This window comes from Hyphomicrobium sp. (genome assembly GCF_019744875.1).
In the GTDB taxonomy this organism is placed as follows: domain Bacteria; phylum Pseudomonadota; class Alphaproteobacteria; order Rhizobiales; family Hyphomicrobiaceae; genus Hyphomicrobium_C.
On the sequence record NZ_JAIETU010000002.1, the window covers coordinates 275817 to 297677 of the forward strand.

At 64.6% G+C, this 21861-nt stretch carries 25 protein-coding genes; 16 read left to right on the plus strand and 9 right to left on the minus strand.

The genetic code is table 11. The features are described from left to right. Positions 1 to 68 precede the first annotated feature (68 nt). Positions 69 to 1271, minus strand: a complete 1203-nt coding sequence (gene carA, locus K2Y42_RS01390) for a glutamine-hydrolyzing carbamoyl-phosphate synthase small subunit (protein ID WP_291147646.1) — start codon at positions 1269 to 1271, stop codon at positions 69 to 71. 380 nt (positions 1272 to 1651) lie between these two features. Here carA and K2Y42_RS01395 point away from each other — a divergent pair, with 380 nt between their 5' ends. The 5 genes from K2Y42_RS01395 to K2Y42_RS01415 all read left to right on the plus strand — a co-directional run bounded on the left by K2Y42_RS01395 (position 1652) and on the right by K2Y42_RS01415 (position 7842). Continuing rightward, positions 1652 to 2101, plus strand: a complete 450-nt coding sequence (locus K2Y42_RS01395; RefSeq protein WP_291147648.1) for a GatB/YqeY domain-containing protein — start codon at positions 1652 to 1654, stop codon at positions 2099 to 2101. A gap of 209 nt (positions 2102 to 2310) precedes the next feature. Continuing rightward, on the plus strand, positions 2311 to 4305 hold the full coding sequence (gene dnaG / locus K2Y42_RS01400; protein WP_291147650.1) for a DNA primase: 1995 nt from the start codon (positions 2311 to 2313) through the stop codon (positions 4303 to 4305). Between the two features lie 291 nt (positions 4306 to 4596). Further along, on the plus strand, positions 4597 to 6573 hold the full coding sequence (gene rpoD / locus K2Y42_RS01405) for an RNA polymerase sigma factor RpoD (protein WP_291147652.1): 1977 nt from the start codon (positions 4597 to 4599) through the stop codon (positions 6571 to 6573). Positions 6574 to 6746: 173 nt separating this feature from the next. Beyond that, positions 6747 to 6992, plus strand: a complete 246-nt coding sequence (locus tag K2Y42_RS01410; RefSeq protein ID WP_291147654.1) for a hypothetical protein — start codon at positions 6747 to 6749, stop codon at positions 6990 to 6992. Between the two features lie 130 nt (positions 6993 to 7122). Next, positions 7123 to 7842 (plus strand): hypothetical protein, encoded by a 720-nt coding sequence (locus K2Y42_RS01415; protein WP_291147656.1) that lies wholly within the window; start codon positions 7123 to 7125, stop codon positions 7840 to 7842. 122 nt (positions 7843 to 7964) lie between these two features. Here K2Y42_RS01415 and K2Y42_RS01420 read toward each other — a convergent pair whose 3' ends face one another. Continuing rightward, complete coding sequence (locus tag K2Y42_RS01420) at positions 7965 to 8159, minus strand: hypothetical protein (protein WP_291147658.1); 195 nt, start codon at positions 8157 to 8159, stop codon at positions 7965 to 7967. Between the two features lie 199 nt (positions 8160 to 8358). Between K2Y42_RS01420 and K2Y42_RS01425 the strand changes: the two genes are divergently transcribed. Both K2Y42_RS01425 and K2Y42_RS01430 read left to right on the plus strand, forming a co-directional pair. Then, positions 8359 to 8733, plus strand: a complete 375-nt coding sequence (locus tag K2Y42_RS01425; protein WP_291147660.1) for a hypothetical protein — start codon at positions 8359 to 8361, stop codon at positions 8731 to 8733. Between the two features lie 138 nt (positions 8734 to 8871). Beyond that, complete coding sequence (locus K2Y42_RS01430) at positions 8872 to 10431, plus strand: diguanylate cyclase (RefSeq protein ID WP_291147662.1); 1560 nt, start codon at positions 8872 to 8874, stop codon at positions 10429 to 10431. Positions 10432 to 10457: 26 nt separating this feature from the next. Here the strand turns inward: K2Y42_RS01430 and K2Y42_RS01435 are convergent, their stop codons facing one another. From K2Y42_RS01435 to greA, 4 genes are all read right to left on the minus strand, one after another. Then, positions 10458 to 11045, minus strand: coding sequence for a YSC84-related protein (locus K2Y42_RS01435; RefSeq protein WP_291147663.1), 588 nt, complete (start codon positions 11043 to 11045; stop codon positions 10458 to 10460). Positions 11046 to 11185: 140 nt separating this feature from the next. After that, the gene (locus tag K2Y42_RS01440) at positions 11186 to 11695 is read right to left on the minus strand and encodes a hypothetical protein (protein ID WP_291147665.1); all 510 of its coding nucleotides are present in this window, start codon (positions 11693 to 11695) and stop codon (positions 11186 to 11188) included. Between the two features lie 146 nt (positions 11696 to 11841). Then, positions 11842 to 12141: a hypothetical protein gene (locus K2Y42_RS01445; protein ID WP_291147667.1), complete on the minus strand. Its 300-nt coding sequence runs from the start codon at positions 12139 to 12141 to the stop codon at positions 11842 to 11844. Between the two features lie 143 nt (positions 12142 to 12284). Continuing rightward, positions 12285 to 12752, minus strand: coding sequence for a transcription elongation factor GreA (gene greA, locus K2Y42_RS01450; protein ID WP_291147669.1), 468 nt, complete (start codon positions 12750 to 12752; stop codon positions 12285 to 12287). Positions 12753 to 12799: 47 nt separating this feature from the next. Here greA and K2Y42_RS01455 point away from each other — a divergent pair, with 47 nt between their 5' ends. From K2Y42_RS01455 to K2Y42_RS01475, 5 genes are all read left to right on the plus strand, one after another. Next, positions 12800 to 13219 carry a secondary thiamine-phosphate synthase enzyme YjbQ gene (locus K2Y42_RS01455; RefSeq protein WP_291147671.1) on the plus strand — a complete coding sequence of 140 codons (420 nt, stop codon included), beginning with the start codon at positions 12800 to 12802 and terminating at the stop codon, positions 13217 to 13219. A 35-nt stretch (positions 13220 to 13254) separates the two neighbouring features. Beyond that, positions 13255 to 13578, plus strand: a complete 324-nt coding sequence (locus K2Y42_RS01460) for a hypothetical protein (RefSeq protein WP_291147673.1) — start codon at positions 13255 to 13257, stop codon at positions 13576 to 13578. Positions 13579 to 13802: 224 nt separating this feature from the next. Continuing rightward, positions 13803 to 14228, plus strand: a complete 426-nt coding sequence (locus tag K2Y42_RS01465) for a ketosteroid isomerase-related protein (protein ID WP_291147675.1) — start codon at positions 13803 to 13805, stop codon at positions 14226 to 14228. A gap of 121 nt (positions 14229 to 14349) precedes the next feature. Next, positions 14350 to 14943, plus strand: a complete 594-nt coding sequence (locus tag K2Y42_RS01470; RefSeq protein WP_291147677.1) for a GNAT family N-acetyltransferase — start codon at positions 14350 to 14352, stop codon at positions 14941 to 14943. Then, a complete protein-coding gene (locus tag K2Y42_RS01475) occupies positions 14940 to 15848 on the plus strand; it encodes a carbon-nitrogen hydrolase family protein (protein ID WP_291147679.1) in 909 nt (302 codons plus the stop codon). Before K2Y42_RS01470 ends, K2Y42_RS01475 begins: the two co-directional genes overlap by 4 nt. A 66-nt stretch (positions 15849 to 15914) precedes the next feature. Here K2Y42_RS01475 and K2Y42_RS01480 read toward each other — a convergent pair whose 3' ends face one another. From K2Y42_RS01480 to K2Y42_RS01490, 3 genes are all read right to left on the minus strand, one after another. Continuing rightward, the gene (locus K2Y42_RS01480; protein WP_291147681.1) at positions 15915 to 16631 is read right to left on the minus strand and encodes an SIMPL domain-containing protein; all 717 of its coding nucleotides are present in this window, start codon (positions 16629 to 16631) and stop codon (positions 15915 to 15917) included. Positions 16632 to 16785: 154 nt separating this feature from the next. Further along, entirely contained in the window at positions 16786 to 17394 is a 609-nt protein-coding gene (locus tag K2Y42_RS01485; protein ID WP_366512355.1) for a rhodanese-like domain-containing protein, read from the minus strand. Then, on the minus strand, positions 17376 to 18389 hold the full coding sequence (locus K2Y42_RS01490; RefSeq protein WP_291147682.1) for a YVTN family beta-propeller repeat protein: 1014 nt from the start codon (positions 18387 to 18389) through the stop codon (positions 17376 to 17378). The genes K2Y42_RS01485 and K2Y42_RS01490 overlap by 19 nt, the downstream gene beginning before the upstream one ends. A 230-nt stretch (positions 18390 to 18619) precedes the next feature. Here K2Y42_RS01490 and pedF point away from each other — a divergent pair, with 230 nt between their 5' ends. The 4 genes from pedF to K2Y42_RS01510 are packed head-to-tail and all read left to right on the plus strand — an operon-like array spanning position 18620 to position 21714. After that, positions 18620 to 19054, plus strand: a complete 435-nt coding sequence (pedF, locus tag K2Y42_RS01495; protein ID WP_291147683.1) for a cytochrome c-550 PedF — start codon at positions 18620 to 18622, stop codon at positions 19052 to 19054. Positions 19055 to 19068: 14 nt separating this feature from the next. After that, positions 19069 to 19917 (plus strand): ABC transporter substrate-binding protein, encoded by an 849-nt coding sequence (locus K2Y42_RS01500; protein WP_291147685.1) that lies wholly within the window; start codon positions 19069 to 19071, stop codon positions 19915 to 19917. 14 nt (positions 19918 to 19931) lie between these two features. Next, positions 19932 to 20732 (plus strand): quinoprotein dehydrogenase-associated SoxYZ-like carrier, encoded by an 801-nt coding sequence (locus K2Y42_RS01505; protein ID WP_291147687.1) that lies wholly within the window; start codon positions 19932 to 19934, stop codon positions 20730 to 20732. Continuing rightward, a complete protein-coding gene (locus K2Y42_RS01510) occupies positions 20710 to 21714 on the plus strand; it encodes a quinoprotein relay system zinc metallohydrolase 1 (RefSeq protein WP_291147689.1) in 1005 nt (334 codons plus the stop codon). The genes K2Y42_RS01505 and K2Y42_RS01510 overlap by 23 nt, the downstream gene beginning before the upstream one ends. Positions 21715 to 21861 lie beyond the last annotated feature (147 nt).

Consider the following 21861-nt stretch of genomic DNA (forward strand, 5'->3'; position numbering starts at 1 on the left):
GCCCCGGGAAAAAGTCGATCATGGACGGGATTAATTCGCCGTCATGAAAAACACGAGAGGCGCGCGGCTTAGCGCTCCGACTTCAGCGGGACGCCCTGGCGTTCCCGCATCTTGTTGACGAAGCGCGTGAACAGATAGTGGCTGTCCTGAGGACCGGGCGATGCCTCGGGATGGTACTGAACGGAGAATACCGGGCGGCCTTCCAGCTCGAGGCCGCAGTTGGTGTTGTCGAACAGCGAGACATGGGTCTCGACCACGCCCTTGGGCAGCGTCTCGCGATCCACGGTAAAGCCATGGTTCATCGAGGTAATTTCCACCTTGTTGGTGGTGAAGTCCTTGACCGGATGGTTGGCGCCGTGATGGCCCTGGTGCATCTTGCGGGTCGTGGCGCCCAGCGCGAGGCCGAGCATCTGGTGGCCGAGGCAGATGCCGAACACGGGCAGGCCCGAGTCGACCAGCTTGCGGATTTCGGGGACGGCGTATTCGCCCGTCGCCGCCGGATCGCCCGGACCGTTCGACAGGAACACGCCATCCGGCTTGCGGTCCAAAATGTCCGCGGCTTTGGTCGTGGCCGGGACGACCGTCACCTTGCAGCCCGCAGACGCCAGGCAGCGCAGAATGTTGCGCTTCAAGCCGTAGTCGATGGCGACGACGTGGAATTCAGGCGCTTCGTTGCGGCCGTAGCCCTTGTCCCAGACCCAGCGCGTCTCGTCCCAGGTGTAGCTCTGGCCGCTCGTCACATCCGGCACCAGGTCGAGGCCGAGCAACCCGGGCCAGGCCTTCGCCTCGGCGCGGAGCTTCTCGATGTCGAACTCACCCGAAGGCTCGTGGGCGATGACGGCGTTCGGCATGCCCTTGTCACGAATGCGGGCCGTGAGCGCGCGCGTATCGACGCCGCTGATCGCGATGATGCCGCGCGCCTTCAACCAGGCGTCAAAGTTCTGTGCGGCACGATAGTTCGAGGGGCCGGTGATCTCGGCGCGCAGCACGCAGCCGCGAACGCCGGAGCGGGAGGCGAGATTCGACGTCTCGGTGTCTTCGGCGTTGGCGCCGATGTTGCCGATGTGGGGAAACGTGAAGGTGATGATCTGGCCGGCGTACGACGGATCCGTCAGGATTTCCTGGTAGCCCGTCATGGCGGTGTTGAAGCAGACTTCGCCGGGGGCGGAGCCGGTCGCGCCGAGGCCAACGCCCGAAATGACCGTGCCGTCGTCGAGCACCAGGCGCGCCGTTTTTTTCGTGTCGGTCCAGGGGGCGGGGTCAAACGACATTGGCGGCCTGCTCGTTCTGGGCTCGGCGGTGCCGTCTCGCGCGCGCTGGGCAGTTGCGAGGTCCGCTCGGGCCGGGGTCCATGGATCGCGGCGGACCCTATGCGAGGGGTGACGGCCGGTCAAGGAATGGGGCGCAGTGTGAGCGTCACAAATCTGCGCTGCGCCGCCGCACCCGGTGCGCGGCTGCCGGGCGGACATAGGCAGCGGGATATTCGGCGGCGGGACATCGGCGGCATTGCCCTCCCCGCATCCCGATCTCCGCCCTGGATATCTCTACGATTCCCCCGGGGCCGTTCGCGTCGCTCGCTCTTCCCGCGCAGCTCGCCTATATACCGGCCCAACAGAGAGCCGCCCGGCACAGACAGAATGAGAGGATTTCCATGCGCGCACGCATCAATCAGGACGTCAAGGACGCCATGAAATCCGGCGACAAGGCCCGCCTTGCCACGCTGCGTCTCCTGACCGCCGCGATCAAGGACCGGGAGATCGGCGTCGGCGGGCAGGCGCCCGTTGAGGTTGGCGATACCGAGGTCGTGGCCATCCTGCAGAAAATGGTGAAGCAGCGCCGCGAGAGCATCACCACCTATGAGGGCGCCGGGCGCACAGATCTGGCCGACAAGGAAAAGGCCGAAATCGCCGTGCTCGAGACCTATCTGCCGAAGCAGCTCGACGAAGCGGCCACCAAGGCCGCCGTGGCTGCGCTGGTCGCCGAGCTTGGAGCGGCCGGCCCGAAGGACATGGGCCGCGTCATGGGCGCCATGAAGGAGCGCTTCGCGGGGCAGATGGATTTCGGCAAAGCGAGCGGCGTGTTGAAGGAGTTGCTGAAGTAGGCAGCGGGCATCGAAGGCGTAGCGCTCTCCCTACTGCCGACTGCCTCACTCCCGGCTGCCTGTTGCCAGCTGCCCGATGCCCCTCCTCCCTGTGGATTGTGCTCACAACGGGTTCGAGGGCTCGGGGGCGGGTAAGGAGGGGGGCGCGAATCGCGTAAGTCTGACAGACGCGTTTTTGTGAACGACGCAGCTTGGACCTCTGATCTTCCATGCGATTTTCGCCCCATCTGCTGGACGAAATCCGCGCCAGGCTCCCTGTGAGCCATGTGGTGGGCCGGAAGGTTGCGCTCAAGCGCAAGGGGCGTGAGTACGCTGGGCTGTCGCCGTTCAAGATGGAGAAGACGCCCTCGTTCTTCGTCAACGATCAGAAGGGTTTCTACCACTGCTTCGCGTCGGGCGAGCACGGCGACATCTTCAAGTTCGTCATGACGACGGAGGGGCTCAGCTTTCCGGAAGCGGTGGAGCGGCTTGCCCAGGAAGCGGGCGTGGCCCTGCCCAAGGTGGAAGTCGAAGATCAGGAGCGGGCCGACGAGCGCACGCGTTTGCTGGCGCTCATGGAAGAGGCCGCAAAGTTCTTTCAGGCGGCGCTCGTGGGTGCACCCGGCACCGAAGCGCGGCGCTACATCGAGAAGCGCGGCCTCAAGCGCGAGACGCTGGCCACATTTCGCATCGGGTACGCGCCCAACTCGCGCTCGGCGCTCAAGGAGCATCTGGCGAAGGCGGGCTATACGCTCGAAGAGATGACGCTATCGGGCATGCTGATCGCCGGCGACGACATCCCCGTGGCCTACGACCGGTTCCGGCACCGCGTGATGTTTCCCATTGGGGATGCGAAGGGCCGCATCGTCGCCTTCGGCGGGCGCGCGCTCGATCCCGAGCAGAACGCCAAGTACCTGAACTCGCCGGAAACGCCGCTGTTTCACAAAGGCCATCTGCTGTTCAACGCGCACCGCGCGCGTGCCGCCGCCCATGACAAGGATCGCGTCATTGCGGTCGAGGGCTACATGGACGTCATCTCGCTGGCGGAAGCGGGCTTCGACGAGGCGGTCGCCCCGCTCGGGACGGCGCTCACCGAGGATCAGCTCAAGCTGCTCTGGCGCATGTCGGCCGAGCCCATCCTCTGCTTCGACGGCGACAGCGCGGGTAAGCGCGCCGCGTTCCGGGCGGTCGACACCGCCCTGCCCCACCTGAAGCCCGGCGCGAGCGTGATGTTCGCGTTCCTGCCGGACGGTCTCGATCCGGACGACCTCGTGCGCCAGCAGGGCGCGGCTGCGCTCGATGGCTGCCTCGGGCGGGCCCGGCCGCTGGTCGACGTGCTGTTCGAGCGCGAATGGGCGGGCCGGGACTGGTCCACGCCCGAACGCCGGGCGGGCCTCGAAAAGTCCCTCAAGACGCTGATTTCCCAGATCGAAGACGAGAGCGTGCGCGCCCACTACCGGCAAGCGCTGGGCCAGCGCCTGCGCGCGGCCTGGGGCGAGCCGGTGGACGGGCGCGGAGCGCCTCGTGACGGCGCGGGCGCCAGAGGTGGCGCCGGCGGCAACCGCAGCGGGTCCTGGCCACGGGCCGGGGCGCAGGGCACGCGCAACGGGCCGTTGGGTGCGCTGCGGCGCGGCCCTGGCGGGCGGGCCTTCCCCCCGTCGCTCGGCCAAGGCACGGAGCGCGTTAACCCGAGCTCCAGCCTCAGAAAAAGCGCGCTCGTTTCGAGCGAAGGCCCGCAAACGGCGCATCGCGAGGCGGTTCTGATTAAGGCTGTCCTTAACCATCCGTGGCTTATCGAGGACCAGGCTGAAGTTCTGGCGGACCTGCCGTTCACCTCGAGTGCGCTTTCCGGGCTACGGGACGCCATTCTTTCGGCTCACGCGCTTGATAATTCACTTGACACGGAGTCGCTTCGAACCCACTTGAACAAATCCAGCGTCGGCAAGGTCCTGAGCCTCGTCGAACGCTCCGTTTCGCATAAATGCGATCGGTTTGCTGAGCCCCAAGCCGGGCGCTCCGAGGTGGCAGATGGTTGGCGCCACGCCCTCGCGATGCATGAGCGGCATGTTCTGCTTCAGCAATCGCTGGAGGCGGCCGAGCGCGCTTGGCATGACGATCGCAGTGAGGTGTCATTTGCCCGCATCTGCGATCTCAAGCGGCAGCTCGAGGCGCTCAGCAGTGCCGATGTCTTCGATGCCGCGGCCGACGCCGGCCGCACGTCATGATAGGGGGGCGCCACGTCCGGAATTGTGACCAATGCAGCCGATAGGGGCACTCGCGTTTTCCTGGCCGGAACACGCGACATCCAAGATCGACGCGAACGTCCAGACTGCGAACGGGCTGAAGCACTCACTTCGAACGGGCTTTTGCCCACTTTGATAGGGCTGACGCCCACCTTGATAGGGCTGACGCCCAGAGATCCATGACCTCCATGGCCGGCGGGCCGCGGAGGGAACGCGACAAACAGGGTGCACCAGCAGCATCCTTTCCTCAGTTTAGGCGACGGTTAAGAACACATGGCAAACGCTGCAAAGAACGAAGAGCAGGATACCGCGACGGCCGAACCTTCGGAGCGCGATAGCCCGCTACTCGACCTCTCGGACCAGGCGGTCAAGCGCCTGCTCAAGACGGCTAAGGCGCGCGGCTACGTCACGCTCGACGAACTGAACTCGGTGCTGCCTTCGGAAGAGGTTTCGCCCGACCAGATCGAAGACACGATGGCGATGCTCTCCGACATGGGCATCAATGTCGTCGAGACAGAAGAAGGCGAGGAAGGCGCGGATTCCGCCGCGCCGGATGCGGACGAGGATGAAGGCGGCCGCTCGGTCGTCTCGGCCGGGCTTCCCGCCCGATCGGAAACGCGCGCCGAGCCCACGGAGCGCACCGACGATCCCGTGCGCATGTACCTGCGCGAAATGGGCTCCGTCGAGCTGCTGTCGCGCGAGGGCGAAATTGCCATCGCAAAGCGCATCGAGGCGGGCCGCGAGGCGATGATCGCGGGCCTGTGCGAAAGCCCCCTCACCTTCCAGGCCATCATCATCTGGCGCGACGAGCTCAACGAAGGGAAAATTCTGCTTCGCGACATCATCGATCTCGAAGCGACCTACGAAGGCCCCGAGGCCAAGGCGCCGCCCGCCCTCGGCGGTGAAGCCGGCGATGAAGACGCGGCACCGGAAGCGGCCACGCCCGGCCAGGGCGAAGGCGACGACGAGGACGAGTTCGAAAACGCGCTCTCGCTTGCGGCCATGGAAGCCGAGCTCAAGCCGAAGGTTCTCGAGACCTTCGACAACATCGCGGGCACGTACAAGAAGCTTCGCAAGCAGCAGGACAAGAAGCTCGAGCAGCAGGTGGCGGGCGAGAGCGGCTCGCGCCAGCAGCAGAAGGCCTACGACAAGCTGCGCGAAGAAATCATCGCGGACGTGAAGAGCCTGTCGCTCAACAACGCCCGTATCGAGAGCCTCGTCGAGCAGCTCTATTCGATCAACCGGCGTCTCGTCGGTCTCGAAGGCCGCCTGATGCGCCTTGCCGACAGCTATGGCGTGCCGCGCCAGACGTTCATCGACGAGTACTTCGGCAACGAGCTGGATCAGACCTGGCTCGACCGCATGGCCGACAACGGCAAGAAGTGGGGCAACCTCATCAAGAACGAGCGGCCTGCGATTGCGCAGATCCGCAAGGACATCCACGAGCTGGCGACGGAAACGGGCCTCGAAATCACCGAGTACCGCCGCATCGTGAAGGCCGTGCAGAAGGGCGAGCGCGAAGCCCGCCAGGCGAAGAAGGAAATGGTGGAAGCCAACCTTCGCCTCGTGATCTCGATCGCCAAGAAGTACACGAACCGCGGCCTGCAGTTCCTCGACCTCATTCAGGAAGGCAACATCGGCCTGATGAAGGCGGTCGATAAGTTCGAGTATCGCCGCGGCTACAAGTTCTCGACCTACGCGACGTGGTGGATCCGTCAGGCCATCACGCGCTCGATCGCGGACCAGGCGCGCACGATCCGAATCCCTGTGCACATGATCGAGACGATCAACAAGATCGTGCGCACGAGCCGCCAGATGCTGCACGAAATCGGCCGCGAGCCGACGCCGGAAGAGCTGGCCGAAAAGCTTGCGATGCCGCTCGAGAAGGTGCGCAAGGTTCTGAAGATCGCCAAGGAGCCGATCTCGCTCGAAACGCCGATCGGCGACGAGGAGGATTCGCATCTCGGCGACTTCATCGAGGACCGTAACGCGGTGCTGCCAGATCAGGCGGCCATCGCGGCCAACCTGCGCGAGACGACGACGCGGGTGCTGGCGTCGCTCACCCCGCGCGAAGAGCGCGTGCTGCGCATGCGCTTCGGCATCGGCATGAACACCGACCACACGCTGGAAGAAGTCGGCCAGCAGTTCTCGGTGACGCGCGAACGTATTCGCCAGATTGAAGCGAAGGCGCTGCGGAAGCTGAAGCATCCCTCGCGGAGCCGGAAGCTGCGCAGCTTCCTCGACAACTGATCAAGCAAAAGCCCCCGAGAGATCGGGGGCTTTTTTGTTCGCGAGCCGGAGCCGAAGAAGACCGGCACCCTGACGAAGGTCAGGATCCAGCCATGGATCGGTCGACCCGTGACAGCCAGGGCTGACGTGTCTGGATCCCGGCCTTCGCCGGGATGACGGAGCGGATTTAACTCATGGCAGCAGGAGAAATGGATCGCGAGGTCTATGGCAATCACGGAGGCAATTCCGGCGTACGCTATTTCGCGTTCGGCCCCTCTTCCATTCGCGTTTGGTTCAAGGGCGACGACGGCTACGAGTACGACGACAGCCGCCCGGGCCGCGCCCATGTTGACGCGATGAAGCGGCTGGCGGCGGAAGGTCGAGGGTTGGCCACGTACATCAATCGACACATCCGCGGAAACTATGCACGCAAGCTCTGAAATGCGCGTGACCCTGACGAAGGTCAGGGCCCAGGCGAAGGCGGCCCGACGGGATGGATAGATTTCGTTGCTGACCCAGCTATCACCATCCCGATATGCTAGCCGCGGTCATGGCCAAGGCGTCGTACAGATGACGATCCGGATCACTTCTGCCTTCGCTGCTGTTTGCGTGCTGGTATTCAGCGCGAGCATTGCAGAGGCGCAGCAGCGTCCGCTAGCAGCGGTGCCGCTCTCCATCCCGCCCGCCGATATCGCGACGCCGCCGGGGTTGCCGCAGGTCGGGAAATGGATGATCGCGCGCGACGGATCGGTGGCGCACTGGCTGGGCGAGCGCGTCGACGGCAAGATGCTGCATGAGCCGATCAACGTCATCCTGATCGACGGCGCTTCAACGACCGCCGATCAGGCGCGCCGGACATTAACGGCAGCGGCGACGAAAGCGGGCTATCCCGTCCGCTTCGGCCACTCGACGGGCTATCGCGGCTTCATCGGCGGATCGGTCTACGGCCAGCTTCCGCAAGGGCGCGACGACGCGTTCTCCAATCGGATTTTCGAGGAGACCAACAATCACGGGCGCATTTTCGGCCCGCATGCTTACGAGGGCGGCTTCGTTTTTGTCGGCGCGTTCAGCCGCGAAGCCGTGGATTTCCTGCGCGACCCGCCGCATCGCTATGCCTCGTTCAAGCAAGCGCGCGATAACTTCGCCGCCGAACTCACCGCGCACACCGCGTTCCGGCCGGCCGGCATGGCGCCGCTCGACAACGCCATTTCCGGCAACCCGGACATCACCACCGGCGACCACGATGGGCTCGCCGTGGTGTTGAAGCTCGACGCGGCGCAGAAGCCGTAGTCGCCGAGCGCGGCGCTTCAGTGGAAGCGGCTGTGTGTGACGAGGCTCTTCGACTACGCCCACGCGAAAGCCTCCGAGCGGGTTGGCTCGGAGGCTTTGCTGTCTCGATCGGCGTGCGGGCGCTATGCGTTCAGCCGGCCGCGCCGCGCGCGGAGGCTTCTGGCGAAGCGCAGCACAGCGACGGCTGCGGTGCGGCCTTCGCGCGTTCCGAGCGACGCATACCGGCGCGCCTGCGCCTTCGCGTGCTCGATGATGCTGGTGTAGGTTTCGTCCCGGACCTTTGAGGCGTTGTCCCGGTAACCGCTGGCATACTGCATGGATGTCCTCCGCGCTGTCGTGCTACGCGGAGACATGTAGGAGGCGCGCGTGGCGACGCAACGGCGCGGATGTGGCGAGAATCTTACAAATAATCAAATCATCGCAGATGGTTGTAACAGACCTCACGGATGCCGACCCTTATGGAGACGGCGTGTGACGCCAGGGGGCGCGCTCCCCGGCAGGATCATCGAGGATGCCATGACGAGCAAAGTCACGCTGACAGGCTTCGAGCCTCGCAACAAAAAGGTGATCCCGCGCTTTTTGTTCGCGCAGCGGATGGCGCGGGCGATCGGGCTATGGCTGGCGCTGACGTTCGTCGGGCTGGTGATCGGCATGGCGGGCTACGCGTTCACCGAGGGCATGGGGCTCGCGGATTCCTTCGTCAATGCGGCGATGATCCTTTCGGGCATGGGCCCGGTGTCTGAGTTGCATACGACAGGGGGCAAGTGGTTCGCCGGGTTCTACGCCATCCTTTCCGGCCTCATCATCGTGATCGCGACAGGCTTCGTGCTGGCGCCGATTTTCCATCGCGTGCTGCACCACTTCCACGTCGAGAGCGGAAAGTCCGACTAGCGAGGCCCGCGCCGCGCCCTCATGGTCAACAAGTCCTTACCGAACTCGCTTGCATTTGCGGGCTCGCATTGCAGCGCCCTCAAGCATTGCAGCGCAAGATGAACCCAAGGGAAAGAACATCTTGGGGGATGTCGAGCCATGCGGACGAAGCAGGAGACGAGCGGCGTTAAGCTCGCGCGGTGGATCGGGCTCGCCATGGGCCTGCCCGCGCTCGTCGCCGTCGTGCTGCTCGGCAAGGACGCCCTTCTGGTCGTCAACCAGATCAACGAAAACGCACTGGAACGCGAGCGGGCGGCCATCGAGCGCGGCATCAAGGTGCTCGGCGAGCTGCATGCGTCCGAAATGGTGTCTCAGACCAATTGGGATGCGGCCTTCCACAACGTCGTGGTGAACAAGCGGACCGAGTGGATCCGCAAGAATTTCGGCAGCGAAGCCCTCTCGCCGACCGGGCCGCAACAGATCGTCATCGTCGATCCGACGGGCCGCGCCACCTTCTCGAGCGAATACAATGCCGCGCCGCCGCCCGACAGGGTGGCCGGATTGCTCGCGGCGGCGGCCAATCCGATGGAGCGCGCGCGCCGTCTCTACAGGGACGCGCGGGCGACGGGCGATTTCGATCCGCGCCTCGACGGAGCAATGACGGACGGGCTTTACGTCAACGACATCGTCAAGCTCGACGGGAAGGCCGCGTTGATCACGGTGTCGCCGTTCACCCCCGACGACGAGACCCTCGCGACGCCAACCGAGCCGACGCTGCTCATCGGCGTCCAGGTCATGACGCCTGCGGTGCTCGACAAGCTCGAAAGCCTCACCCACATCGACGATTTGAGTGTCAGCTCGGGCAAACAGGGCGACGATGAGAATGCTCATCCCGTGCGCGATGCGCGCGGAAACGTCATTGCGCACCTGACGTGGGAATTTGCCTCCCCCGGTGAAGCCATCCTGCTGGCGGCGCTGCCCGCCATCGCCGTGTCGCTGGGATTGATCCTGGCCATGACGCTGTTCGCCGCTTTCACCGTGCGCCGGCTGACGCGCCGCCTCGCCGAGAGCGAGCAGGCCGCCGTCTATTCCTCGCGCCATGACGCGGCGACGGGGCTTGCCAATCGCGGCTGGTTCATGAGCGTGTTTTCGAGCCTGCTGACGTCGGGCGCCCAGAAGCAGAGCACGTACGCGGTGCTCTTGATCGACTGCGACTACTTCAAGTCCGTCAACGATACGCTGGGCCATGCGGCGGGTGACGCCGTGCTCGGCGCCATCGCGGACAGGTTGCGCGCGTGCGACGGCAGGCTCACGATCTCTGCCCGCCTCGGCGGCGATGAGTTCGCGGCCGTGACGCGTCCCCTCGCCTGCCTGGAAGACGCGGCGGGCGTCGTGCGCCTGATCGAGCGGACGCTCATGATGCCGGTGCTCTACGGCTCCAAGGTGATCGACGTGAGCGTCAGCATCGGCGCCGCCATGTTCGAGGCGCCGTCGGCACTCTCCATCGACGGTCTGCTGGCGAAGGCCGACATGGCGCTCTACCGGGCGAAGCGGGACGGGCGCGGCTGCTCGCGCCTCTACGATCCCACGTTGGACGCCGAGGCGGCCGAGACCTCAAGCTCGTTCCTGCGCGCCAGCGAGAACGTGTCCAAATCACCTGAGGCGAGCACACCCGAGCCGGGCGCGCCCGCTGCACTCTCGCACGACCGCGCGGCGTAGAACGGCGGCGTGAGGCTACCTGCGCCTCAGCGGTCGATGCGCGTGATCTTGGAGCCTTCGAGGGTGAGGTTGTACATCAGGCCCTTCTGATCGAGGATGAAGCCGATCACGGGCTTCTTGATCTGGTTGCTGTCGATGGAGCCGCCTACGCCGACCGTGATCAACGCGACCGATCCGTCGACCCCGACTTTCCAGCCCTGCTTGCGGCGGAAGCTGCCCAGCGCCTCCTCGCTCATGAACAGGATGATGACGGTGCGCGCCTGGGCGCCGAGCTGGAAGCCGAACGAGGCGGAGACGGTGTTGTAATAGCCCTCGGTGTAGCCGCCGCGGCGCAACGCGCCCTCGCCGTATTCGCCGCCGACGCCAAAGCCGGCCTTGATCACCGAAGGAAAGACGAGCACGCCCGCCGCGTCGCGCACGAGCTCGCGGGCGCCGCCGACCGAGCGGTAGAAGTGCGACAGCGCGTGGTCCACGTCGGCGTCGATGGCGCGGGCCGATGCGGCCCCGGCATCGCGCGTGGCGCTCGCGAGCAGCACGAGAGCCAGCATCAGGTTGAGGGCGAGCGCGCGGCAGATCGCGGACGTCATCTTGGCGGTCGTCGTCGGGGCGGTCATCGTCAAAACATCCTGTGCTTCCTGGGCCCGGTTGTTGCGGCGCAACGTAACCGGTGCCGACTCAGAGTGCGCCATCTCTAGCAAGACGGCGCGGAATGAATGTGGCGCAACCGGCTGGCGGGCGGATCAAAACTGCGATTTCAGCAGAACAGGCACGCGCTGCACATCGTGGCCGCTTCCGAAATGTGGGCGTCGAGCACCTTCTGGTACTCGAGCAGCTTCGGCCGCCACGTGTCGCACAAGGCCTTCTTCTTCTCGGGATCGCCGTGGGCGGTTTCCCAGCCCTTGATGTATTCGGACTTCTTGGTGCGGAAGACGGCCGCGACCTTGCGCAGCGACGCCACCTCCACGCAGGGGCTGACCGCCGCCCACGTGCGCCGCTGCAGGTTCAGCTTGCGGCCGCAGAACTCCTGCAACGCATCGACCGTGGCGTATTCGTCCACGCGCCGCCAAAGGGTCGCGCGATCGGTCTTGTTCATCGAGTTGAGGCCGAGCTTGACCTCGACCAGGCCGGCCATCGGAGCATCTTCTCCGGCGCGCGCGAAGGTTGCTGCGGCGGCGAGCCCGCACACGGCGAGCATGCAGAGAACCGCACCCGCGGCGCTGCCGCCCGCGAAATGCCGTCTCAGAAATGGCTCCCAGATCCGCATCTCAGCCCCCGCCTGCGTGTGGCGCGCGTCACGATGGGCGAGTCTAAAACTGGCCGGCGCTTTTTCGCAAGGGCTTCGGGCGGCAAAAACGACAGCGGCCGGATCGTTGTGAGACGACCCGGCAACAGTCTTTGATCGGCGGCGGCTTAGCGCAGGGGGCGCGCTTCGACCTCACATTCAGTTTCGGTGCGGTGGGTCTTGCACTTCACCTTCTTCTCGGTGGCGGTGCGCCAGACCGGCGTGTTTCCGTCGCGAGCGACTTCGCGCTTCCATTCCGCGATCGCCGCGCGCCGGGCCGCCTTCGTGGCTTCGGGGCCTACGCCTTTGACCTCGGCCTCGGCGCTCTTGTCGTCCGGACGGCTGCCCGCCATGGCTGCCGGAACGACGGCCAGCGAGAGGACGGAAAGTGCAAGTGCGGCAACGCCGGCGCGGAAGATGCTGCTCATTGGGAAACTCCTTGTACCCTGTTCTGCGGCCCGGCGGCGCCGGGCTCGTGGGCCTGATTAGAATGCCCGCGCGGCTTCGAGCTGTTTCCCAAGGAACAGGCGCAATCGCGCCCCTGCACGCCCAGCGGGGTGCGAATAACGCGTTAGGTTAATTCGACAATCTCGATCTCACCCGCGCCCACGACGATCACGTCGCCCGGAGACTTGCCCATCAGCGCGCGAGCGAGAGGCGAGACGTAGGAGAGCGTCCCGGCCGCGGGATCGGCCTCATCCTCGCCGACGATGCGATAGGTCTGCCGGCGGCCGTCGCCGCGCGCGATCGTCACGCGCGAGCCGAAGCGTACTTCGGTCGCGGGGCCTGAAGCGGGCACCAGCTCAGCGGTTGCGCGGCGCGCGTTCCAATAGCGCAAGTCACGGGCGGCGACATTGAGGGCTGCGCGATCGCCGGAGGCCTGCGCGTCTGCGTAGGCGCGCGACAGGCGTGCCACCTCGTGCTCGATGGCGGCAAGACCGGCCTCGGTGACGAGGTTGGGATTGGACGACACGAGACGTTCGGGAAGCTCGTCGAAGGCTTCCAGTCCGTCCGGTTCTTTGACGAAGGCTCTGCTCATGGCACTAATATAGGCTCATCCAAGCCAATGTTCACGAGGTCACTTCGATGCGGCAGGTGCTGCGCGAAATTACACTTAAGACGTCAGGCGCTGGGCTCTACGAGTTCAGCCGCGAGGCGCACGCCTTCGTCGCCTCGGCGGAGATGGAAACGGGGCTTTTTACGGCCTTTTGCCGGCATACCTCGGCCTCGCTTGTCATCCAGGAGAACGCGGATCCGGACGTTCAGCGCGATCTCGCGGCCTTCTTCCGCAGGCTCGTGCCGGATGGCGATCCGCTCTTCGTGCACACGATGGAAGGCCCCGACGACATGCCGGCGCATGTGAAGAGCGCGCTCACGCAATCTTCTCTCGTCGTGCCCATCGCTCAAGGCTCGCTCGTGCTCGGCACGTGGCAAGGTCTTTACCTGTTCGAGCACCGCCATGCGCCGCATGCACGCAAGATCGTGTTGCATGTGATGGGCGCGTGACCGACACTGCGGTTCGAATCCACTGAGAGGACATCATGGCAAAGAACAAAGAAGCCGGAGACAATCGTCGCGTTGGAGCGGTGAAGTCGCGTTCGCAAATCAAGAACGTGATTACGGGCACGTGGACGAAACGCGACGAGAAGAGCGGCAAGTTCCTTGACGTCAAGGAAGACAAGAAGCCGTTCAAGGGCGTGCGCAAGAAGGCGAGCGGAGCTGCTGCCAAGACTGCGGCCGCGAAGTCTGCAGCCGCAAAGAAGGCGTCCGCCAAGAAGGCAGCGGCCAAGAAGCCGGCAGCCAAGAAGGCCGTGAAGCGCGTCGTCAAGAAGGTGCCCGCCCGGAAGGCGGCCAAGAAGCGCTAGAGCCGGCGCCAGGGCATTGGGCCTCGAGAGCCTGACGCACGCTGATTTTTCTGCAGCCTGGCCCCTCTCCTCCTTCGACATTAACGATTTTCACTCTCGCGCGTGATCGCGGACGGCCGCTGGCGATGCTCTTTGTCGCGTGGCGGTTGTCCGCGTTCCCTTTGAGGCCGCACCCGCAATTTGCTAATGAGGCGGCCAAATCCCCCTGTCCGGAGCCAAGAGCCATGAGCGACGCCGAAAGCCAGACCCGCATTGAAACCGCAAAGCTGATCCGCACCTACTACGAGGCGTTCAACGCCGGCGACAGCGAGGGCATGCTGGCGCACCTCACCGACGACGTGATCCACGACGTCAACCAGGGCGAGCGCCGCGTCGGCAAGGACAAGTTCCGCGCCTTCAACGCGCGCATGACGCACCACTACAAGGAGATCCTGACCGAGATCACGGTGCTGGTCTCGAAGGACGGCACGCGCGCCGCCGCCGAGTTCAACGTCAACGGCACCTACATCAACAGCGACAGCGATCTGCCTGCCGCCAACGGCCAGACGTATCTGTTGCCGGCCGGAACGTTCTTCGCCATTCGCGACGGCAAGATCGCGCGCGTGACGACGTACTACAATCTCACGGACTGGATCGCGCAGGTCGCCTGATCCGGCTGCGGCCGCCGATCCGCTCGCTTCGCGGAGAGACCTCTCGCGCGAGGCGCGCGTCGGGGCGCGGCTGTGCTACCCGCCCCTTTCGGGGCAAACGTGCTGAGAAAGGACGTCGCTCATGAGCCTCTCGGTTCAGGCGCTCACCGGCGAGGACATCAAAGCGGCGTTGCCGGAGCTGGCGCGTCTGCGCATCACCGTGTTCCGCGACTGGCCCTACCTCTACGACGGCACGCTGGCCTACGAGGAAGAGTACCTCGCGAAGTTTGCGGCCGCGATGGGCGCCGTCTGTGTGATCGCACGGGACGGTGACCTCGTCGTCGGCGCGTCGACGGGCGCGCCGATGATCGAGCATGCGGATGAATTCGGCGAGCCCTTCCGGCAGGCCGGGTACGACCTTTCAAAGATTTTCTATTGCGGCGAGAGCGTGCTTCTCAAAAGCCATCGCGGGCACGGGCTTGGCCACAAGTTTTTCGATCTGCGCGAAGGGCAAGCGCACGCGCTCGGCGGCTTCACGCATTCCACCTTCTGCCGCGTCGTGCGTCCTGACGACCATCCGCTCAAGCCGGCCGACTACGTTCCGCTCGACGGCTTCTGGACGAAACGCGGCTACGCTCCCGTTCCCGGGCTGACTGCGACGTACGACTGGAAAGACGTCGACCACGACGACGAGACCACGCACACGATGCAATTCTGGATGAAAGCCCTCCGATGACGGCGCCGCAGATTCTCAAGGTTGCCTCCGCGCAATATCCGATCGGCCAGCCCGATTCGCTCGCGGAGTGGGAAGACAAGATCTCGACCTGGGTGGCTGCCGGGGCCGCAACCGGAGCTGAGTTGCTCGTGTTTCCGGAGTACGCCGCGATCGAACAGGCCGCGTGTTTCGGGCCCGACGTCTACAACGATCTCACGACGACGCTCGAGCGCGTCGCGCATCTTGCCGATGAGCGCGTCGCCTTTCACGCCAACCTGGCGGCGAAGCACGGCGTGCATATCCTCGTCGGATCGGGCCCGGCAAAGACGGCGGACGGGCGCTTCGTCAATTCGGCGCAGCTCGTCACGCCGACGGGCGCCGTGGGCGTGCAGGACAAGCTCATCATGACGCCGTTCGAGCACGGCTGGGGCGTGACGGCCGGGGCGCCGCTGCGGGTGTTCGACACCGCGCTCGGCAAGCTCGCCGTGCTGATCTGCTACGACAGCGAGTTTCCGCTGCTGGCGCGGGCAGCCGTGGAGGCGGGAGCCGACGCCATTCTCGTGCCGTCGTGCACGGAGCGCATTTCCGGCTATTGGCGCGTCCGCACCGGTTCGCAGGCGCGTGCGCTGGAAAACACCATCGTGACGGTGCAAAGCCCGACAGTCGGCGATGCGCCGTGGTCTCCGGCGGTCGACTTCAATGTCGGAGCGGCGGGCATCTACGTGCCGCCCGAGCACGGCGTGAGCGACACGGGCGTGCTGGCGGAGGGGACGTTGAACAAGGCGGAGTGGGTTTATGCCGCCGTCAACCTCGCCTCGCTGCGCCAGCTCCGCACCAGCGGCGAGATGCGCAATTTCGGCGATTGGCCGGCCCAGCCCGGCGCCGAGCCGCTCAAGAAGACCGTCGAGATGGTGACGCTTTCCTGAGCTGCTCGGTTCGGGCGTGGGTTTTTCCGGCCGTGGCTACTTCGATCTCCGGATCGCTTCAGAAGATCACTTCAGTTTCCAGGTGATGGTGACGCGGGCTTCCAGCGTCTCCGTACCGGCTTCGACGGGCACCGAATCCGCCTTCATGGAGGCGCGCGCCATCGCCATCGGCCGAGGCCCTGAATACTGCACATCTTCCGCGATGCTCACGACCTCCCCCACTTCGGCACCGGCGGCGCCTGCAAGCAGCTCAGCGCGGCGGCGCGCGTTGGCGACGGCCTCCTTGCGCGCATCGTCCTTGAGCGTCTCGGCCTTGCTGACCTCGAACGTCAATCCGTAGATCTGGTTGGCGCCGAGGGTGGCCAGCTTGTCGAGCAGTGTGCCGATCGCCGACACGTCGCGAACGAGGATCGTCACCTGGTTCGACACGCGATAGCCGTCGATCTTGGACGGTGAGCCGTCCTGCGGATTGGTGTAGCGCGGCTCGACGCTGAAGTTGCTCGTCTGGATGTCTTTCGCATCGACGCCGGCTTCCTTCAGGCCGGCCACGACCTGCTGCATTTTTTCGGTGTTGGCGGTCAGGGCCGCGCGTGCGGTGTCGGCTTCGGAGGCGACGCCGGAGGAGACGCGCGCGCGATCCGGCTCGGCATAGGCATAGCCCGTCGCGGAGACGGTGATCAGGCGATCCATGGACTTGTCCTCGGCGCGAAGGGGAGACGAAAGAGTAAGCAGCAGAGCAGCGGCGGCGAAAACAGCGGGTTTGGTGGCATTCAACAGTCGCATTCCATCCTCCAGGTTGGTGGGCTGGAGGTAGGATATGTTCGCGGTGGAAATTAGGCCGGGGCACGCGGCGCCGCGGCGCTGAGCGTTGAAATCGGCGGCGCAAATTGGGGAGCGCGTCGGCGCACACCGAGCGCCCTCGTTCGTGCGTGCGCGGTCAGTTCGGAGCTGCGGCCGAGACGTCCAGCGGCACGGGAGCAGCCGGTTCGAGCGTTCCCTCCCAGTCGCGCCAGTCGTCCGTGCCGCCGGGAAACCAGTAGACGCGCGTGTAGCCATAGGCGGCGGCCCGCTTCGCCGCATTCCACCCCATCCAGCAGTCGGCGAGACAATAGATGATCAGCGCGCGGGCTTGATCGCCCTGAGTGATGCGATCGAGGTTGGTTCTGAAATAGCGATCCATGGCCGGGCTCAGCACGCCCTTGCCGACATCCGGCAGCCAGATCGATCCCGGAATGTGCTCGCGCTTTTTGCTCAGCCGCCATGCGCCGGTTTTCGGATCGGGCCCCGCGCCTTCGGCCGGCATCGCATCGACCAGCACGGCGCGCTCGTCCTTGAGCAGCCGGCGGACGTCGTCAACGGAGATCGTGGTTGCGCCCGGCACGGTGTCCGGGGTCGGCGCGCGATAGCGGTCGATGCGGTAGCCCGTAGTGGCATCGAAATGCGTCTCGTCACCGGCGCGCGCGTTCGTGCCCAGGGTTGCGGTGATTACGAAGGCGACGGCAACGAGGCTCGCATGCCTGGCGCGGATCAGCGTGTCTCGGTCGATGTTTCACCCGACGTGTGGGTAGGCTGCGGACGAACGGCGGCCCCCCACGGGTAGCGGCCGACTTTGATCGATTTAGTCGCCTTCTTCGAGGCCGTGTCAACGATCGTCACGTCATTGGAAACGCCGTTGGTGGTGATCAGCATGTTTTCCTGCGGCGTGAACGCGAGGTGCCAGACGCGCTGCCCGACCAGGATGTAGTGCGTGACCTCGTACGAGCGCGTGTCGACGACGGCCACCCGGTTGGCGGGGCCGAGCGCCACGTAAGCCGTCGCGCCGTCCTGCGTGATGCGGAAGCCGACGGGCTGGATCTTGTCGCGCGACACGCCCGGTATCTCGAACTGGATCGTCTTCTCGACCTTGTGCGTGGCAACATCGACGATCGTGACCGTGCCGCCGATCTCGGAGGAGATCCAGATCTTGGCGCCATCCGGCGTGAACTCCGCGTGGCGCGGGCGGGCGTCGACCAGGATGTTGTCGACCACGGTGTTGGTCTTGGTGTCGATCAGATGCGCCATGTTGGTCGTCTCTGACGTGGTGACGACGAGGCTGTCATCCGGCGAGATGGCCATGCCTTCCGGTTCGACTCCGACCGGGATCTGGGCGATGACCTGGCGCGTTGCGACATCGACCACGGTGGTGATCGCGTCGTCCTCGTTGGCGATGTAGAGACGCTTGCCATCGTGCGAGAGCACGAACTGCTCGGGATCGGCGCCCGAGGGCAGATCGTGGAGGAGCGTGCCTGTCGCCGTATCGTAGACCTGGACGGCGTTGTCGTCGCTCGCGCAAACGAAAAAGCGGTTGTAGTCGCGCGAGAAGGTGATGCCGCGCGGGCGCTTGCCGACCTTGATCGTGCGCACCACCGAAAGCGATTTCGTATCGATGACGCTGACGGTGTTGTCTTTCTCGTTGGTGACGTAGACCTCATGGGCGGCGCACGGAGCAGCCAGGGCGATGAGGGCCCCACACCAAGCGACAATTGCGTTGAAGCGCAGCATGAATGGCCTTTCCGGACACGGTCGTTGGTGTCGCCGCACAATGCGCCGTGTGACTTGTATAGGGGTGCCGGGATGATCTGATATTCGACCATAGTGCAAAGCTGCAATTCGCACGGGAAGTTCGCCGCTTTTCTTTGGGAATTACACTAAATGTCAATTTCCTAGTCTTCCCGCCCGCGTCATAGCTGAGGAAAAGAAAAACGTATGGGCGGACCCGGGAGCAGCACTTCATGTCAATTCGGCTTTTGGCGGCGGCATTTGCAGTCGCGACGGCACTTTTTGCCTTCAATGTCGCGGAAGTTTCGGCACACGGCGACGTCACGCCCCAGCCGGTCGACACGACGGGTCTCGATCCCCTCGGCGAGGAATGGCGCAAGCACAATCCTTATCGCGAGAACGCGAAGGCGATTGAAATCGGCACCTCCGGCTACAATCAGAACTGCGCGCGCTGCCATGGCCTCGAAGCCATCTCCGGTGGCCTCGCACCCGATCTCCGCCTGCTCGACAAGGGCGACGCGGGCGACGAATGGTTCATGGAGCGCATTCGCCACGGCGCCAAGAAGCCCGACGGCACGACGATGATGCCCGCCTTCGATGGGCTGATCAGTCAGGAAGCCATGTGGGCGATCCGGACCTATCTCGAGTCGAAGTACACGCCTCAGTGACATACGCGTCCGTGATGATGCGCGCTGTTCTCAGGATTGCGACCCTCATCGTTTGTTGCAGCGGGCTCGGCCTCTCCGCCTCGGCGCGCCCGCTCGATGAGGTCGTCGCGTCCGGCTCGTTGCGGGTCATCTCTTATCTCGACAATGCGCCGTTCTCGTTCGAGGAGAACGGGAAGCCCGCTGGGATCGACGTCGAGATCGCGCGCGCCATCGCAAAGGAGCTCGGCGTCACGGCCGAAATCGTGCTGCGCATGCAGGGCGAAAAGGCCGACGACGATGTTCGCGCGAATGTCTGGCGCGGCCCGCTGACCGGCGGCGGCACGGGCGACATCATGATGAACGTGCCGATGGACCGGGAGTTTGCGCTGCGCAATCCCGAGGCCGTGTTCGGTAACGCCTATTTCCAGGAACGCGTCGTACTCGCCGTCGATCCTGGCGAACGCACGGACATCTCGTCGTTCGACGCTTTCAAAACCCGTAAGATCGGCGTGCAGCTTGCGACCGTCGCCGACTACTTCCTGATGACATACGACGACGGCGCACTAATTGAAAACATTTCCCATCATCTGAAGCCAGAACAGGGGGTTCAGGAGTTTCTCAACAAGGACGTATCGGCGCTTCTGGGCATTCAGTCGAAACTCGAATCGCTGCTTCACGCGTCCAAGGGCCGGGCGAAGTTCCTTAATCCCGACATGCCCGGCATTGTACGAAAGACCTGGGTCATCGGAATGGCCTGGAAGGAAAACAGCCGCGATCTTGGGTATGCAATCGACGCGGCACTCGTTAAGCTTTCGGCATCTGGCGATTTGGCCCGATGCTTCGAAAAGTACGGCGTGAGCTACGTCTCGCCCCCATTGAACTGATCCGGGAGTTGGCCATGCGCCTGCTTGCGAGCACTTTTCTTCTGCTCCTCGTTTCGGGCGCGGCCTACGCAGCGCCGCCCAGTGATCCGCTCGGCTCGCCGATGTGGGCCGACATGGTCGAGCGCGTGCTCGAAGGCGGTGAAGTCGTTTTCGACGACAAGGTCAAAGTCGTCGTCCCGAGCATCGTCGAGAATCAGGCGCAGGTGCCCGTTACGGCAGATGCGCGGGCGCTGCCCGGCGTGACCAAGCTCGTGGTGTTCGCCGACCTCAACCCGATCCAACACGTGCTGACGCTGACGCCCGGCAAGTCGGCTCCTTACATCGGCTTTCGCATGAAAGTCGAACAGGGCACGCCCGTGCGCGCGGCCGCGCAAACAGCAGATGGCGTGTGGCATGTCGGCAGCGTCTATCTCGATGCCGCGGGCGGGGGCTGTTCCGCACCCGCCATGGCGCGCAATGAAGAGTCGTGGTCGACCACGGTCGGTCAGACCCAGGGGCGCATCTGGCGGGACATCTCGGGGCTCGCGCGCGCGCGGTTCCGCATTCGCCATCCCATGGACACGGGCCTCGCACGTGACAACACCCCGGCCTTCTATATCGAATCCGTGAAGGTGACCTCGAGCGCGGGCGCGCCACTCGCAACGCTGCAGATGTTCGAGCCCGTGAGCGAAGATCCGACCGTGACCCTCATGCTGCCGTTGGCGCCGTCTGATGGCGCGATCGACATCGAGGGACGCGACATCAACGGCGGACTTTTCCGTTCGCAGATCACTGCGCCCTGGCGGCAGAGCAATGTTGTCGTCCCCCGTGGCTAAGCGCGACCGTACGACCGGCCTTTCGCGCCGGCAGGCGATGACGGCGCTTTCGGCAACGCTCGCCTCGTGCTGGCTGCCCGCATTCGATGCGCGGGCGCTGCCTCTTTCCTATTCATTGAAGCCCGAGAAGCTCACGGACGGCGTCTGGATGATCCCCGGCGCGCAAGAGGCGATCACGCAATCCAACGGCGGGGCGATCGCCAACATCACAATTCTCGACACCAAGGCCGGTGCGGTGATCGTCGATACGGGGCCGTCCCTCCGGTTCGGCTCGGCGCTTTCGGCGCTTGCGACCGAACTCACGGGAAAGCCCGTCGCGCGCGTCTACATTACGCATTTCCACCCGGACCACGTGTTCGGCAATCAAGCCTTCGAAGCGGGCACGATCGCGACGACACCGGCGGTCGTGAAGGGCCTCGAAGCCCTGGGCGAAGCGTTCGCGGATTCGATGTATCGCTCGGCCGGCGACTGGATGCGCGGGACGGAGCTCAAGCTTCCCGGCAAAATCATCGAAGGCGGCGTCGAGGATTTCGGCGACCGGCGTATCCGCTGCCTGCCCATGCGCGGGCACACCGATTCCGATCTCGTGCTGTTCGACGAGAAGTCCGGCATCCTGATCGCGGGCGATCTCGTTTTCCTCGACAGAGCGCCGACAACACCTCATGCCGACTTCGAGCGTTGGCGCATCAGCCTCGCCAATCTCGGCGGCATTCCCTGCTCGCGGATTGTGCCCGGGCACGGCCCTTCCGAGGACACCGATCGCGGAATTCGCCAGACGCGAGATTGGCTCGAGGCCGTTTACGCGATGATTTCCGATGCATTCGAAAAGGGTCTCGATGTTTCCGAGGCCGTTGCGCTCGAATTGCCTTCGTGGACAAACAAGATTGCACTCGCGCGCTATGAATACGAACGCACGGTGATGCATCTCTATCCGAAGCTCGAAGCCGGGAAATTACCCCGCGTCGATGCCCAAAGCCGATAGTTTCTTTCCTTTTGCGAATTTGTTTTCACTGATGTTGTCGCGACTTTAGGCGAATAGACTATTTGCCTATTATTCCTGGACATACCCTGGAATAAGTTCCTGCCCAGCCTGCCTTCCTTGCCCGGTACTCAACGGGAAAAACGCCGG